This is a genomic window from Deltaproteobacteria bacterium (assembly GCA_003696105.1).
In the GTDB taxonomy this organism is placed as follows: domain Bacteria; phylum Myxococcota_A; class Polyangia; order Haliangiales; family J016; genus J016.
The window spans coordinates 15,086-29,656 of record RFGE01000359.1 but is presented as its reverse complement, the minus strand read 5'-3'; the positions used below and the strand labels follow the sequence as shown (position 1 = coordinate 29,656).

Genomic DNA, 14,571 nt, shown 5'->3' with positions numbered 1-14,571 from the left:
CGAGGCGGGCCTCGTCCACCACGTTGATCGCGACAGCCAGTATGCCAGCGACGACGAGCGGGCTGCGCTCGATCGCTACGGCGAGGCGACTGCCGGGACGACGCCGTCGCCGAGAGTGTGGTCGCCCCGCTCGAAAAGGAGCTGCCGGGCTGCGCACCGCTCGAGAGCAGAGCGCAGACCCGAGCCGACATCGCCGACTCCATCGAGAACTGCTACGACGCCCGACGACGCCATTCGCATCTTGACTACGCGACCGCACTCGAACACGAGTTGAGAGCGCTTTACCACCTATACCTGCCCATCAAATCGGGGCAACTCCTGGGCGCTGCGGTGGTAGGGGCAACGTGATCAGCGGCCAGCCTCGTCGGGCGACGGCATTTCGGCGAACACGGCGCGCCCGGGCGCGCGCGCCGCCTGAGCGACTTGGCCGCAGTGAGTCCGGACGCTATGGTCGACCGATGCGAACGATGGGGGTAGTCGTGGCGGCGATCGCGCTGGCGATCGCGGCTTGTGGAGGAGACAGCGGCGAGCCCGTGGCGGACGCCGCACCGCGACCGGACGCCGCTCCGGTCGCCGACGCGTCGGCCGGCATCGACGCGGCGCCGCCCGACGCGGCCGCGCCGGACGCGACCGCGTGTGCCGCCGGGACGCCGTGCGCGACCAATCCGAGCGCGCCGTGCCGAGCCGGCGTGACACAGTGCGACACGGGCGCCCCGGTGTGCGCCGACGGCGACCCGGTGGCCGACGGAACTGCCTGCCCCGCCGGCACGTGCGTCGCCGGCACGTGCACGCTGGTGGTGGACGCGGCGGTGAACCTGACGGCCGACGCGCTCGTGCCGGGACGGTCGTGCGCCGAGGCGCCACAATACGCGGTCGACCAGCTCACCCCCGAAGGCGCCATCCTCGCCACCGAGGTCGTCGACGACTGCATCGTGCCCGGCGACGAGGTGCTGCTCATCAACCTGCAGGGCGCTCCCGACGCGACGGTCAACGTCGGCAACTGGGAGCTGCTCGAGGTCGCCAACGTCGACCGCCACCAGATCGCGTTCGCCTCGGCCCGGACGCGCTCGTACGGCAGCGCGGCGGGCAGCGACGCGGACGTCGGTCCCGAGCCGGGCCAGCAGCGGGTCGCGGTCATCCGAGTGCCCCGCTACGCGCACCTGGTCGTCACCGAGACCGGCGCGATCACGGCGGCGGCCTGGGACGGCGCGACCGGCGGCGTCGTCGCGTTCCGCGCCGACGCGGTCACCGTCGACGGGGCGATCACCGCGACCGACCTCGGCTATCGGAGCGGGCGCTGGAGCCGGAGCGACGAGCAATGCGACGACAGCGTGCAGACCGAGGCCGGCGAATCGATCACCGGCCCGGCCGTCGCCCAGGTCGAGGCCAACGGCGGCGGCCCCGGCGGCATCTCGGCGCTCACGAACTCGTCGTTCCACAACGATACGCCGCTCAGCGCGACCGCGGGACATGCGACGGCCGGGCAGCCGGGCACCAACGGCCGCTTGCGGACCCTCGGCCCGCCGGGCGCGGCGTACGGCGTGGGCGACGGCAGCCGGCTCACGATGGGGTCCGGTTCGGGCGGCAATCTCACGTGCGACACGACCGTGACGACGCCGATCCTCGTCGAGGCCGCTCCGCCGGCCGCCGGCATCGTCGCTCTCTTCGGCGGCGACATCACCGTGGGGGCGACCGGATCGATCACCGCGTCGGCACGCGACGCTTCCCGCGACACGGCCGCGTCCGGCGGGTACGTCTACCTGGTCGGCGACGACATCGCGCTCGGTGACGGCCGCGTCACGGCCAAGGGCGCGGTCGCGCACGGCGGCGCCCTCGCGACCGCCGGCATGGACATCCCCGCCAGCGACGGCTACGTCGCCATCGTCGCGTACGGCGCGCTGTCCGGCACGTCGGACCCGCCGGCGACGGTCGTCACGCCGTAGGCGGCGCGCGCCGCGCTCACCTCGGCGTGTAGACGGCGAACCCCCGCGCGGGCAGCGTCACGTCGCCCGAAACGTCGACGTCGCCTCCGGTCATCAGATCGACGTAGGCGCCGTCCGGCACGGGCGCGGCGCGGTCGCCGTCGGCGCGATTGATCGCCACGACCACGTCCGGCATCGCGTCGCCGCAGCCGGTCATCCGGTACACCCACACGTCCTGGTCGACCCAGATCGTCTGGCGCACGCCGCGGCCGAGCACCTTGTAGTCGGCGCGAATGCGCGCCAGCGATCGCACCGTGGCGCGCAGCGCCTTCTGGTGCTCGTTGAGCGCGGCGTCGTCCCACGGCATCATGCGCCGGTTGTCGGGATCACCGCCGCCCGCCAGGCCGATCTCGTCGCCGTAGTAGATGAGCGGGATGCCGGGGTTGGTCATCATGATCGCGAACGCGAGGCCGAGCCGCTCGTAGGGCTCTCGGTTGGCTGGCTGCTGGAACGCGCCCGGGTTCCACCCGTTGCCCGGATGGCTGCCCTCGGTGCAGTTGCCCATCTGCCAGCTCGCGAAGTGAATCGCGCGCGGGATGTCGTGGTTGCCGATCCAGGTCGTCATGATGGCGCGGCGGTCGGGCGCCGCGTCGTAGTAGCGATCGTTGCCGGCGAGGAAGCCGGCGATGTTGTCGAGTCCGCCCGACGGGTCGAACACCGACTCGCAAAGTACGCGCTTGAACGGGAAGTCGAACTGGCCGTCGAGCATCGAGTCCGGGTCGATGAACTGCTTGAGCAGGTCGCGGTTGAAGTAGTCAAACGTCTCGCCGACCATGTAGAACCGGCCGCCCGCCGGCGCCGGCAGCTCGGCCTGGAGCCGCGCGCGCAGGTCCGTGAGCCACGAAAGCGGCACGTGCTTGATCGCGTCGAGCCGATAGCCGTCGAGGTCGAACTCCTTGGCCCACCACACCGCGTCGGCCACCGACCAGGCGCGCGCCGTGTCGTTGTACAGGTCCAGCGGAGGCAGGTAGCTGGTGAACGCACAGCGAGTGCCCCAGTACGGGTCGTCCCACAGGTTCTCCGGGCCGCACAGGCGGAACCCGCCGCCCTCGGCGTAGGCGAACCAGTCCGGGTGCGCCTGAAACAGGCCGCTGCGATCGTCGACGTGGTTCATGACGTAGTCGAACAGCACCTTGATCCCCGCGGCGTGCGCGTCGTCGACGAGGTTGCGCAGATCCGTCTCGCTGCCGATGCGACTTTCGACCTTCGGCCGCGGCGACGGGTTGTTCGGATCGGCGTACGAGATGTCGCCGGGCGACGGCCAGTAGCCGTGGTAGGCCGAGTACATGTGGTTGTCGGCGGCCGGGTCGATCGCGGCGCCCGCGTCGTCGCGGTTGTCGAACGGCGCCGACAGCCACAGCGCCGTCACCCCGAGATCGGCCAGGTACCCGAGCTTGGCGCGCACGCCGGCCAGGTCGCCGCCCTCGTACTGGCCGCTCGGCCCGAACCGCGCGTCGCCGTCGGTGGCGCCGGGCACCGGGTCGGCGCGGCCGTCGCTGTCGTAGAAGCGGTCGGTCATGACGAAGTACATCACCGCGTCGCGCCAGTCGAACGCGTCCGGGTCGCCGCACAGCGCGGTCGGATCGCCCTCGCACACGTAGACGCTGTTGACGCCCCCGAACCCGTCGTCCTCCGTGAGCGGGTTGTTCGGGTCCGCCACCCACGTCGACCCGTCCACGATGAACTTGTACAGGTAGCGGCCGGGCTCGAGCGTGAGGGTGACCGACCACCCCGCGCCGTCGCGCGCCAGCTCGATGGCGCCCACCGACGGATCGCCGGGCCAGCCGAGCCAGTCGCCGGACAGCCACACGCTGGCGGCGTCGGCGTAGCCCGGCAGCGCGAACGTGCGCTCGCACCCCGCCGGCGGCGCGGCGTCCGGCCGGGGCCCGGCATCCGGCCGACCGGATCCCGCGTCCGAGCCGCCGCCGGCGTCCGGCGGCGAGTCCTCCGGCGGCGCACACGCGGACAGCGCGGCGGCCGACAGGGCCAGGGCCAAAGTACCTCCGAGCGCGCGGTACGACATGCCGAGTCCGGTTCCAATCCGCGTGCCAGGCGGCCGCCGCGCCGCGGCGAGCCCCCGCCCCCGGTAGCGCCGCGTTCTGACACGGACGGCGAACAACCCGGGTTCGCACGCCGACGTCGGCCCCGTTGGCAATGGCAACCGAGTGCGACATCTGGTCACACTTGGCGCGGCCTAAGGCCTCGCGATCGCGGTGGCATGGAAGCTGCCTCGCCAGCGCGCCGGTGACGACCCCGCTGTGCCGTATTGCCGCCGCCACCGCCGCCGTCGCGGCCGCCGCCGCGCCGGCCGGCGCCGTCGACCCGGTGCCGTCGCACCGGTTTTTGACCACCGGCAACGGCTTCGGCTTCCAGGTGTTCGACGCGGACGCCAACGCGATCGTCCAGTTCCTCGAGCGACCGTACCGGTTCATGCGGCCGAACCCGGCCAACCCGGACGCAGAGGGCATCGTGCGCCGCAACCTCGCGTTCGACACCTACTTCGGCGTGCGCACGCCGGGCGGCGCCGCGTGGCTCGGCAAGCGCGCGCCCGAGCAGACCGGCTACGTCGATCAGACCAACGTCATCCGGTCGGTCGTCACCGTCGGCGACGTCCGCACCGAGTCGTTCTTCTGGGCGCCATACGGCTACGCCGGCAACGCGATGATCATGGTCGTGCGCGCCACCAACGAGGGCAGCGCACCGGCCGACGTCGACGTGTTCTCGCTTCACAACTTCAAGCTCGGCTCGGCGCCCAACCCGGACGCGCCCGGCGCCGACGGGGAGTCGATCTCGTTTGCCGGCGGCGCGGCCGTCGAGACCGGGCCCGGCGGCGGCGCGATGATCTACGTCCCGATCGGCGGCGCCGACGTGGCGAGTTGCGCGGCCGATGCCTTCGACCGGGTGCAGCGCGGCGACGACCTCGCGGCGCAAACCAGTTGTAGCGGCACCGATCGGGTGCAGGCGTTCCAGGCGTCGCTCGGGTCGATCCCGGCGGGCGGCTCCGCCGCGTGGGGCGTCGCGGTCCTGTTCGACGCCGGCGGCGACGCCGACGCCGCGCGCGCCGCGTGGGACGCGTTCGCGGACGGCCGCGACGCCGACGCCCTGCTAGCGGACGCGCTGGCCGAGTGGGAGGCGTGGCGAACGCCGCCGCCCGAGGGGCTCACCGCCGACGAGCGGCGCGTGTGGCGCCAGTCCGAGGCGGTGCTGCGCATGGGCCAGACGCTCGAACCGTGGACCGATGCGCCCAAGCGAAAGAACCACGGCATGATCCTCGCGAGCCTGCCGCCGGGCGGCTGGCACAGCGGCTGGGTGCGGGACGCCGCGTACGCGATCGTCGCGCTCGCGCGCACCGGGCACCACACCGAGGCGCGCTGGGCGCTGGACTTCTTCCTCGACGCCGAGGCCAACAAGTTCGGCTCGTACCTCAACGACGTGACCTACCGGATCAGCACGGTGCGCTACTTCGGCACCGGCGAGGAGGAGGCCGACTTCTCCGGCCAACCGACGCGCAACATCGAGATCGACGGCTGGGGGCTGTTTCTGTGGGCGGCCCGCGTCTACGTCGACGAAAGCGGCGACGTCGCCTGGCTGTCGGACACGACCCGCTACGGCGAGCCGGTCTACGACGTGATCCGCGACGAGGTCGCCGACGCGCTGGCGGCGAATCTCGAGCCGACCGGCATGGCGATCGCCGACGCGTCGATCTGGGAGGTGCACTGGGGCAACCGCCAGCACTTCGCCTACACCACCGCCGCGGCGGCGCGCGGCCTGTGCGACATGGCGGCGCTGGCGCGGCGCGCCGGCCAGCTCGACGACCGCGACCGCTACGCCTACCTGTCCGCGCGCGCCGTCGACGCGCTGCGGAGCCATTTCGTCGACCAAAACGGCGTGCTCGCCGGCTCGCTGGAGCGGTTGGCGACCGGGTTCGACTACCGCGACGGCGCGACCGTCGAGGCGTTCCACTGGCGGCTCATCCCGCCGGCCGATCGCATCGCGACGGCCACCATGGATGCGCTCGCGGCGCTGCGCACGCCGGCCGGCGGCTACAAACGCGTGGAGGGATCGTCGGATCCGTACGACACCGACGAGTGGATTCTGATCGACTTGCGGGCCGCCGGCGTGCTGCGCGCGATCGGGCGTACCGCGGAGGCCGACCGCCTGATCGATTGGGTCGTCGGCCAGGCCACCGCCAACTACGACCTCATCCCGGAGCTGTACAACACCTCCACGCTGCGGGGCACGATCGGCGCATACGCCGGCAGCATTCCGATGGTCGGCTATGGCGCGGGAGCCTTTCAGCTGAGCGTGCTCGAGCGCGCGGGCTCGCACGAATTCGACGACTGCGGCACGGTCGATCCCGGCGACTATCCAGACGCCGGCCCGGTCGGTCCCGGCGCGGGTCCCGACGGCGGCGCCGGAGCCGGCGGCGATGCGGGCGTCGGCACCGGCCGCACCGGCACCGCGTGTCTGTGCTCGTCCGCCACCCCGCCGGCCGACACGCCGCTGTGGCTGGCGATCTGCGCGTGGTTCGTCGCGAGGAGGCGGCGATGGTCGAGCTAGTCGGCGTCACGAAAGACTTTCCCGGCGTGCGCGCGCTCGACGGCGTCGACCTGTCGCTGCGGGCCGGCGAGATCGTCGGCCTGATCGGCGAAAACGGCGCCGGCAAGTCGACGCTCATCAAGATTCTCGGTGGCATCTACACCGACTACGACGGCTCGATTCAGGTAGACGGCCAGCCGGTGCGATTCCGGTCGGCCGCCGACGCGCGCCGCGCCGGCATCGCGGTCGTCCACCAGGAGCTGGCGCTCGTGCCGGACATGACCGTCGCCGAGAATCTGTTGCTCGGCCAGGAGCCCGTGCGGCGCGGCCTGGTCGACGCGCTCGCGCTGTCCGCCGAGGGACGCCGGTGGCTCGAGCAGTTTGCCGGCCACATCGCCGCCGACATCCCGATCGACGCGCCGGTGCGCGATCTGGGGGTCGGCATGCAACAGGTAGTCGAGATCGCCCGCGCGCTCGGCGGCCGCGCGCGCGCCGTCGTGCTCGACGAGCCGACCGCCGCGCTCACCGACGCGGAGACGGCGCGCCTGTTCGACCTCGTGCGCGCGCGCAAGGCGGCGGGCACGTCGTTCATCTACATCTCGCATCACCTCGACGAGGTGCTGGACCTGTGCGACCGGGTCGCGGTGCTGCGCGACGGCCGCCTCGTCGCGACGCGCGACGTGCGCGACACGTCGCCCGACGAACTCGTGTCGCTGATGCTCGGGCGCAACCCCGCCGACCTCGACGCACCGCGCGCGGCCGCGGTCCCGGGCGAACCGGTCCTGAGCGTCCGCGATCTGGCGGTCGCGCATCCGGTCCACCCGGAACGGCGCGTGGTCGACGGCGTGTCGTTCGACGTGCGCGCCGGCGAGATCGTGTGCCTGGCCGGGGCGATGGGCGCGGGCCGTACGGCGCTGCTGTCGGCGCTGTTCGGGCTCGCGCGCGGGCGGACCGGCGGCCGCGTGACCGTCGACGGGCGCGACGTCCACATCGCGTGCCCGGCCGACGCGATCCGCGCGGGGCTCGCGCTCGTCCCCGAGGACCGCAAGGGCGCCGGGCTCGTCCTCGACCTGTCGGTCGCCGACAACCTCGCGCTGCCGCGGCTGCCGGCCTTCGTCGACGACGCCGCGGTCGACCGCGACGCGCGCGCGCTGGCCGCGGACCTCGGCGTCAAGACGCCGAGCGTCGGCGCGCCCGTGCGCCACCTGTCCGGCGGCAACCAACAGAAGGTCGCGCTCGGCAAATGGTTGCCGTCGCAACCGCGCGTATTGCTGCTGGACGAGCCGACCCGCGGCGTCGACGTCGGCGCCAAGGCGGAGCTGTACCGATTGATCCGCGAGTTGACCGCACGCGGCCAGGCCGTCGTGATCGCCTCCTCCGACCTGCCCGAGATCGTGCGGCTCGCCGACCGCGTGCTCGTATTGCGCGACGGGCGCGTCGCCGGCGAACTCATCGCCCCGGCCATCGATCAGCAGGCGATCCTGTCGCTCGCCGTCGGAGGGCGCGCATGACCGCGCCCCGGGTCACCGCCGGCCGGCCGGCCGCCGCGGCGCCGGCGCGATCGCCGTCGTTGTCGATCTGGGCGCTGGCGGGCGTGTTGCTCGCGCTGTGGGGCCTGCTCGGCGCGCTGCCGCAGACCCGCAGCTTCTTTTTGACCGACCGCAACCTGGCCAACCTGATGACGCAGGTGTCGCACATTGCGATCATCGCGGTCGGCATGACCCTGGTCATCCTCATCAAGGGGATCGACCTGTCGGTCGGCGCGGGCGTCGCGCTCACCGGCGTCGTCGCGGCGCTCCTGCAGATCGACCACGGCGCCCCGGCCGCCGTCGCGATCGCCGCGGCGCTCGGAACCGGCCTGGCGATCGGGCTGGTCCAGGGCGCGGCGATCGCGCGGTTCGACATCCCCGCGTTCGTCGTGACGCTCGCCGGCTTCAACGCCTACCGCGGCCTGGCGCTGGTCGCGTCGGACGCGCGCGGCCTGTCGCCGATGCGCGACGACTTCGCCATCCTGGTCGCCGACCTGCCTCCGGCGCTCACCGGTGCGGCGATCGCCGTCGGAGCGGGGCTCGCCATCGCCACGGCGATCCGCACGGCGCGGCGGCGGGCCGCGCTCGGGCTCGACGCGCCGCCGCCGGTGCGCGTCGCCGCGCGCTGCGCGGTCGCGGTCGCGCTCGCCGGCGGCCTGTGGTTCGTGTTCGGCCGCCGCGGCATGCCGGTGCCGGTCGCGCTGGCGGCGGCGGCCGTCGCGGGCGGCGCGTTCGTCACCCGGCGAACGCGGTTCGGCCGGCACCTGTACGCGATCGGCGGCAACGCCGAGGCGGCGCGCCTCGCGGGCATCGACGTGCGCCGCGCCACCGTGATCGCCTACACCGCGCTCGGCGGGCTCACCGCGCTCGGCGGCGTCGTGCTCGCCGCGCGCACCAACGGCGTCACGCCCGGAAACGCGGGCCACCTGCTCGAACTCGACGTGATCACCGCCGTCGTCATCGGCGGCACGAGCCTGTTCGGCGGCCGCGGTTCGGTGGTCGGCTCGCTGCTCGGCGCGCTGCTGCTCGGCACGCTGTCTAGCGGCATGAACGCGCTCGAAATCGACTCGAACTGGCAACTCATCGTCAAGGGCGCGGTCCTGATGGCGGCCGCGCTCGTCGACGTCGCATCCAGAAGGAACCGCCCGTGACCACGACCCTGCCTCGGACCGTCGCACTCGCGCTGTGCATCTGTGCCGCGACCGCCGCGTGTCGCTCCGCCGATCCCTCCGACCGCGATCGACCGGCGGTCGCGCTGCTGCTGTCGACCCTGCAGGAGGAACGCTACCAGAAGGACAAGCAGTTCTTCGAACAGCGGGCGGCCGAACGCGGCCTCCGCGTGATCGCGCTGGCCGCAGACAACGACAATGCCAAGCAGCTCGCCCAGGTCGAGGACGTGCTCGCGCGCGGCGCGAAGGTCGTCGTCGTCCAGCCGACCGACACGGCGGCCGCCGCCGCGTACGTGCGCCTGGCCCACGCGGCCGGCGCCAAGATCGTCGCCTACGACCGCGCCATCGCCAGCGCCGACGTCGACTTCTACGTGTCGCACGACAGCTATCAGGTCGGTGTCCTCCAGGCGCGCGCGGCGATCGAAGCCACCGGCGGCAAGGGCAACGTGGTGATCCTGTCCGGCCAGTCGGGTCACAGCGTCGCCGCCGAGATCACGCGCGGCGTACTCGACACCCTCGCGCCCTACGTCGACCGCGGGGACATGACGATCGTCGCGCACCAACACCACAGCGCGTGGGCTCCCGAGCAGGCACTGCGCACCGTCGAGGACGCCATCGCCAAGACCGGCGGCCGTCTGAGCGCGGTGCTCGCGAACAACTCGGGGATGGCGCGCGGCGCGATCCAGGCGCTCGACGCCGCCGGGCTCGACGGCGTGTTCGTCGCCGGCGCCGACGCGGACGCCGCCAACGTCAACTTCGTGTGCGAGGGCAAGCAGAGCGTCGAGGTGCTCAAGGACATCCGCCCGCTGGCCACGGCGGCAGCCGACGTGGCGGCGGCGCTGGCCCGCGGCGAGCCGGTCGACGCGCGCGACACGATCGAACTCGGCGGGGGACGCGTGCCCGTCGTCGCCGTCCGCGTCGCGCTCGTGACCGCCGACAACGTCAAGCAGACCGTCGTCGACAGCGGGTTTTTGCGCGCCGACGAGTTGCCGAGCTGCGCCGGCAAGCTCGCCAGCGCGTCCCGCGACCGCGCCGGCGGCACGCTCGCCGCGTCGCCAGGCCGACCGGCGCAACCCGACCGCGCGGTTCCGACCGCACGACCGGCTGCGGCCGACGGCGAGGCACAATGACCCTCCGCGCCGCGATCGCTGCGGGCTGCGCCGCGCTCGCCGCCGCGCCCGCCGCCGCCGACACCGGCGACGTGACCGGCGCGGGCGCCGTCACCGCCGGCGTCGACACCGTATTCGCGCTGCACGGCTACGCGCGCATGCCGCTGAGCCTGGAGGCGACCCCGCGCGAGCCGTGGCTCATCGACAACGACTACTACCTGTCGGGCTTCGCGTACACGCGGCTGTACGAGCCGGACTGGTCGGAGCTGTTTTTGACCGTACGGCGTGGCGACTACCGCGCGCAGTTCGGACTGTTCGCCTCCCTGTACAGCGACTACGCCACCACCGAGTTGGAAAACCAGCTCGGTATCGCGCAGGCGTCGGTCGCCGCGGACCGCTTTCTCGGCCAGGCGCCGCTGTCGGTCGAACTCGGGGTGTTCTGGGATCGGTTCGGCTATCTCGAACCGTACGACACGTATCTGTTCGGGCGCACGCACCAGGGCGGGTTCAAGCTGCGCTGGGACCTCGGCGACGGCGGCTACGTCCAGGCCGGCGCGGGAGCGCACCGCGAGCGCTTGCAACAGAACCAGGGGCTCACGCCGGTCGCGCACGTCGCCGGCGGCTACCGGATCGGGCGCGCGCTGGTGAGCGGCTACCTGCTGCGGACCTGGACCCGCGACAAGCGCCAGCTGTCGCCGATCGAGGACGGCACGCTGTGGGTCGTGGGCGCCGACGTGCGCGTCGACCTGCCCGGCGACCGCGGCTGGGCGTACGCCGGCGCGGCCTACTACGACGCCGAACGCGTGCTGTTTCTCGCGCCGGCGCTCGAGCTGCTGCACTCGACCGGCGGCCGCGGGCTGGCGGAGAACTTCCTGGGCACCGCCGACAGCGGCGACGGCACCGGCTCGCTCACGACGTTCGCCGTCGACGCGCCCGTGCGCATCGCGGGGCCGGTGTCGGCGCGCCTGTTCGGCATGACGACGTGGGTGCGCAGCGAGCAGGTCGTGCCGGACGACCCGCTCGCCAACAAGGACCGCCGCCTGTACGTCAAGTGGGGCGCCGAACCGAGCTACGCGCTCGGCCCGCACGTGCGCGCGTCGCTGCGCTACGACCGCGTGATCCTCGACTTCCACGACGCCGCCAACAGCTTCCGTGCCCTGTCGCCCAAGCTGGCCTTCCCGCTGGCCGACTGGGGCGAGCTGTTCGTCCAGTACACGCACTACTGGTACGGCGACAAGATCGCGCTGCGCCCCGGCCAGGTGCCGCTCGAGAGCGAACCGGACGCGAACGTGTTCAAGGTCCAGGCGCAGGCGGCCTGGTAGTGCCGCGCAGCGACCCGCCCCGCGTCAGCCGGCGCCGGCGAGGACCGCGGCGAGGTCGACGCGGGCGCCGGCGGGCCGGCCGACCTCGGCGGCGCGCGCGGCGTCGACGGCCGCCAACACGGTCGACAAGGTCTGCTGGTCGAGCACGTCCCCGGCGTCGACCGCGCCGAGCCCGCCGCCGCCGTCGAAGTTCAGCTCGCACGCGGTCACGACCGGCAGGCCGCGGCCGTCGGCCAACCGCACCGGCACGCCCTGCGACCGGCACACCAGCGGCCGCCACGGGTAGATGCGGCACCGGCCGTCGGGCGCGAGCGCGGCACAGCGATCCGCCGGCGCGGCGGCTGCGGCCGCGGCGACGGCGCCGCGCTCGCCGGGCGGCAGCGTCGCGAGCCCGGCGCGGATGGCGTCCGCCTCGACGCCGGTGACGGTGAGTCGCACGCGGCAGCACTGGTCGCAGCCGGCCGCGCAGCGCAGCGCCTCGCCGTGCCGCGCCGCCACGCGCGCGAAGAACGCGTCGACCTTCGCCGCCAACTCGTGATAGCGCTGCAAGGCGGACATGAACTCCTCATACCATCGATCGCCACGGCGCACGCCGCGCCGCCGACTCGCCGCGCGCGCGGCGCTGTCCATCGCGGTCGCCGCGTGCGGCAGCCCTGCGCCGAACGCGCCGCCAGCGGCGGCTCCGGCCGCACCCGCCGCCGAATACCGGGCCACCGTGCGATGGACCGGCGACGGCGTGCCGCACGTCGTCGCCGACGACCTCGCGAGCGCCGGCTACGGTCAGGGTTACGCGTTCGCGTCCTTGCACGTGTGCGCGTTCGCGGAGCAGATCGTCAAGGTGCGCGGCGAGCGCGCGCGGTTCTTCGGCCCGGGCCCCGACAACGCCTACGTCGACGGCGACGTCGCGATCCGGTCGCTCGACGTCATGGGCATCGCGCGGCGCGCCCTGGCCAGCGCGTCGGCCGACGCGCGCGCGCTCCTGCGCGGCTTCGCCGACGGATACAACCGGTTCCTCCGCGACACGCCGGCCGACGGCCTGCCGCCGGCGTGCGCCCGTGCGCCGTGGGTCCGGCCGATCGCCGAGGACGATCTCGCCGCCTACGTCGTGTCCGTCGGTATGCTCGGCAGCGCCGGCTACTTTCTCGGCGACATCGCGCGGGCGACCCCGCCGGCGTCCAACGGCTGGGCGTTCGGCGCGGAGCGCACGGCCAACGGGCGCGGTCTGTTGGTCGCCAACCCGCACTTTCCGTGGGACGGGCCGCTGCGATTTTACGAATCGCACGTCACGGTGCGCGGCGACTTCGACGTCTACGGCGCCAACCTGCTCGGCGTGCCGCTCGTGAGCATCGGCTTCACCGACCGCGTCGCGTGGACGCACACGTTCTCGGCGTCGCGACGGGTCGTGCTGTACCGGCTCACGCTCGATCCGGACCGGCCGACGCGCTACCGGATCGGCGATCGCTGGCACGACATGACCGCGCGGCAGGTGGCGGTCGACGTACGCCTCCCGGACGGCCGGATCGAGCGCCGCACGCACACCAGCTACACGACCGTGTTCGGGCCGGTGGTCGAAAGCGAGCGTCTGCCGTGGACCGGCGGCCAGGCGTTCGCCCTGCGCGACGTTTCGTTGCCCAACCAACCATTCGACCAGTACCTGGCCATCGCGCGCGCCACCGGCGTCGACGGCGTGCGCCGCGCGATCGCCGACTACCAGGGCACTCCGTTCGTCAACACGATCGCGGCCGACCGAGACGGCAACGTCTGGTACGGCGACGGCTCGGCCGTTCCGGACTTCACGCCGGCCGGCGCCGCGGCCTGGGCGCTCGCGCTGCGCACCGTCCCCGAGGTGCGCGCCGCCTACGATCTCGGCGTGGTCGCCGCCGACGGCGCGCTGTCCGTGTTCGCGCTCGCGAACCGCAACCCCGCCCGGCCGTTTTCGATCCCGTTGGCGCACGCCCCGCAGCTGCGCCGGCGCGACTACGTGCTCAACGCGAACGACTCGTACTGGCTCACCAACGCATCCGCGCCACTGACCGGGTTTTCACCGCTGTACGGGCCGACCGGCGAGCCGGCGAGCCTGCGCACGCGCATGAACCACCTGCTCGTCGCGGAGGTCGAGCGGTTCACGATCGACGCCGCGAAGCGACAGATCGTCGACAATCGCGCCCTGTCGGCCGTGCTGCTGCGGGAGCCGGTGGTGGCGCGCTGCCGCCGCGGCGGCCCGCGCATCGCGCGCGCGTGTGACACGCTCGCGGCGTGGGACGGCCGGTTCTCGGTCGACTCGGTCGGCGCCGTGCTGTGGCGCGAGCTGTGGGCGGAGCTCGGCGACGACCCGTGGGCGGTGCCGTTCGATCCGCGCGACCCGATCGGCACGCCGCGCGGGCTCGCCCCCGCGCCGGCGCGCGGACCGGACCCGGTCGTGGACGCGATCGCGCGCGCCGTCGACCGCCTGCGCGCGGCAGGCATCGATCCGTACGACACGCCGCTGGGCGCGGTGCAGTACACCGTCAAGGCGGGCACGCGATACCCGGTCCCCGGAAGCCTCGCGCGCGAAGGCTCGGTCAACCCCGTCGCCTACCGCAAGCGCCACGACAGCGCGTTGCCGCGCGCCACGACGAGGCCCGAGCCGCCGATCAACCCGGCGACCGGCCTGACCCGCGACGGCTACGCGGTCGACTACGGCACCAGCTTTCTGCTCGTCGTCGGGTTCGACGACGATGGACCGCGCGCCGAAGCGGTGCTCACCTATTCGAACTCGTCGGACCCGCGATCGCCGCACTTCGCGGACCAGACCGCGCGGTGGGGCACGGCCAACCCGTGGCGGCCCGTGCGCTATCGCGCGGCCGACATCGACGCCGACCCCGCGTTGCGCGTCGTCGACTTGCGCGAGCCGCGGGCCCGCTGAGGGCTGTTGCGCGCAG

8 protein-coding genes and 1 pseudogene are annotated in these 14,571 nt (G+C 73.4%); 6 read left to right on the top strand and 3 right to left on the bottom strand.

Going from position 1 to position 14,571, the window contains the following annotated elements:
• Positions 1-479: 479 nt before the first annotated feature.
• Entirely contained in the window at positions 480-1,943 is a 1,464-nt protein-coding gene (locus D6689_22315) for a hypothetical protein (GenBank protein ID RMH36581.1), read from the top strand.
• 16 nt (positions 1,944-1,959) lie between these two features.
• Here D6689_22315 and D6689_22310 read toward each other — a convergent pair whose 3' ends face one another.
• Both D6689_22310 and D6689_22305 read right to left on the bottom strand, forming a co-directional pair.
• Positions 1,960-4,005, bottom strand: coding sequence for a hypothetical protein (locus D6689_22310; protein RMH36580.1), 2,046 nt, complete (start codon positions 4,003-4,005; stop codon positions 1,960-1,962).
• A gap of 2,344 nt (positions 4,006-6,349) precedes the next feature.
• A pseudogene (locus D6689_22305) lies at positions 6,350-6,439 on the bottom strand (DUF4390 domain-containing protein).
• A 90-nt stretch (positions 6,440-6,529) separates the two neighbouring features.
• On the opposite strand from D6689_22305, the gene D6689_22300 reads away from it, so the two are divergent.
• Genes D6689_22300 through D6689_22285 form a run of 4 tightly spaced genes read left to right on the top strand, consistent with a single transcriptional unit; the run spans position 6,530 to position 11,650 of the window.
• Positions 6,530-8,032 (top strand): sugar ABC transporter ATP-binding protein, encoded by a 1,503-nt coding sequence (locus D6689_22300; protein ID RMH36583.1) that lies wholly within the window; start codon positions 6,530-6,532, stop codon positions 8,030-8,032.
• Positions 8,029-9,201, top strand: a complete 1,173-nt coding sequence (locus tag D6689_22295; GenBank protein RMH36579.1) for a hypothetical protein — start codon at positions 8,029-8,031, stop codon at positions 9,199-9,201. The genes D6689_22300 and D6689_22295 overlap by 4 nt, the downstream gene beginning before the upstream one ends.
• Complete coding sequence (locus tag D6689_22290) at positions 9,123-10,349, top strand: D-xylose transporter subunit XylF (GenBank protein ID RMH36578.1); 1,227 nt, start codon at positions 9,123-9,125, stop codon at positions 10,347-10,349. Before D6689_22295 ends, D6689_22290 begins: the two co-directional genes overlap by 79 nt.
• Complete coding sequence (locus D6689_22285; protein RMH36577.1) at positions 10,346-11,650, top strand: hypothetical protein; 1,305 nt, start codon at positions 10,346-10,348, stop codon at positions 11,648-11,650. The genes D6689_22290 and D6689_22285 overlap by 4 nt, the downstream gene beginning before the upstream one ends.
• A gap of 24 nt (positions 11,651-11,674) precedes the next feature.
• On the opposite strand, the gene D6689_22280 is transcribed toward D6689_22285, so the two are convergent.
• Positions 11,675-12,208 (bottom strand): YkgJ family cysteine cluster protein, encoded by a 534-nt coding sequence (locus D6689_22280; protein ID RMH36576.1) that lies wholly within the window; start codon positions 12,206-12,208, stop codon positions 11,675-11,677.
• Here D6689_22280 and D6689_22275 point away from each other — a divergent pair.
• Complete coding sequence (locus tag D6689_22275; protein RMH36575.1) at positions 12,207-14,555, top strand: acylase; 2,349 nt, start codon at positions 12,207-12,209, stop codon at positions 14,553-14,555. The two genes, D6689_22280 and D6689_22275, sit on opposite strands and share 2 nt — an antisense overlap.
• Positions 14,556-14,571: the final 16 nt, after the last annotated feature.

Coding starts and splice junctions, on each gene's coding strand:
- D6689_22310 (RMH36580.1), bottom strand. CDS start 4,005: ATGTCGTACCGCGCGCTCGGAGGTACTTTGGCCCTGGCCCTGTCGGCC.
- D6689_22300 (RMH36583.1), top strand. CDS start 6,530: ATGGTCGAGCTAGTCGGCGTCACGAAAGACTTTCCCGGCGTGCGCGCG.
- D6689_22295 (RMH36579.1), top strand. CDS start 8,029: ATGACCGCGCCCCGGGTCACCGCCGGCCGGCCGGCCGCCGCGGCGCCG.
- D6689_22285 (RMH36577.1), top strand. CDS start 10,346: ATGACCCTCCGCGCCGCGATCGCTGCGGGCTGCGCCGCGCTCGCCGCC.
- D6689_22275 (RMH36575.1), top strand. CDS start 12,207: ATGAACTCCTCATACCATCGATCGCCACGGCGCACGCCGCGCCGCCGA.
- D6689_22280 (RMH36576.1), bottom strand. CDS start 12,208: ATGTCCGCCTTGCAGCGCTATCACGAGTTGGCGGCGAAGGTCGACGCG.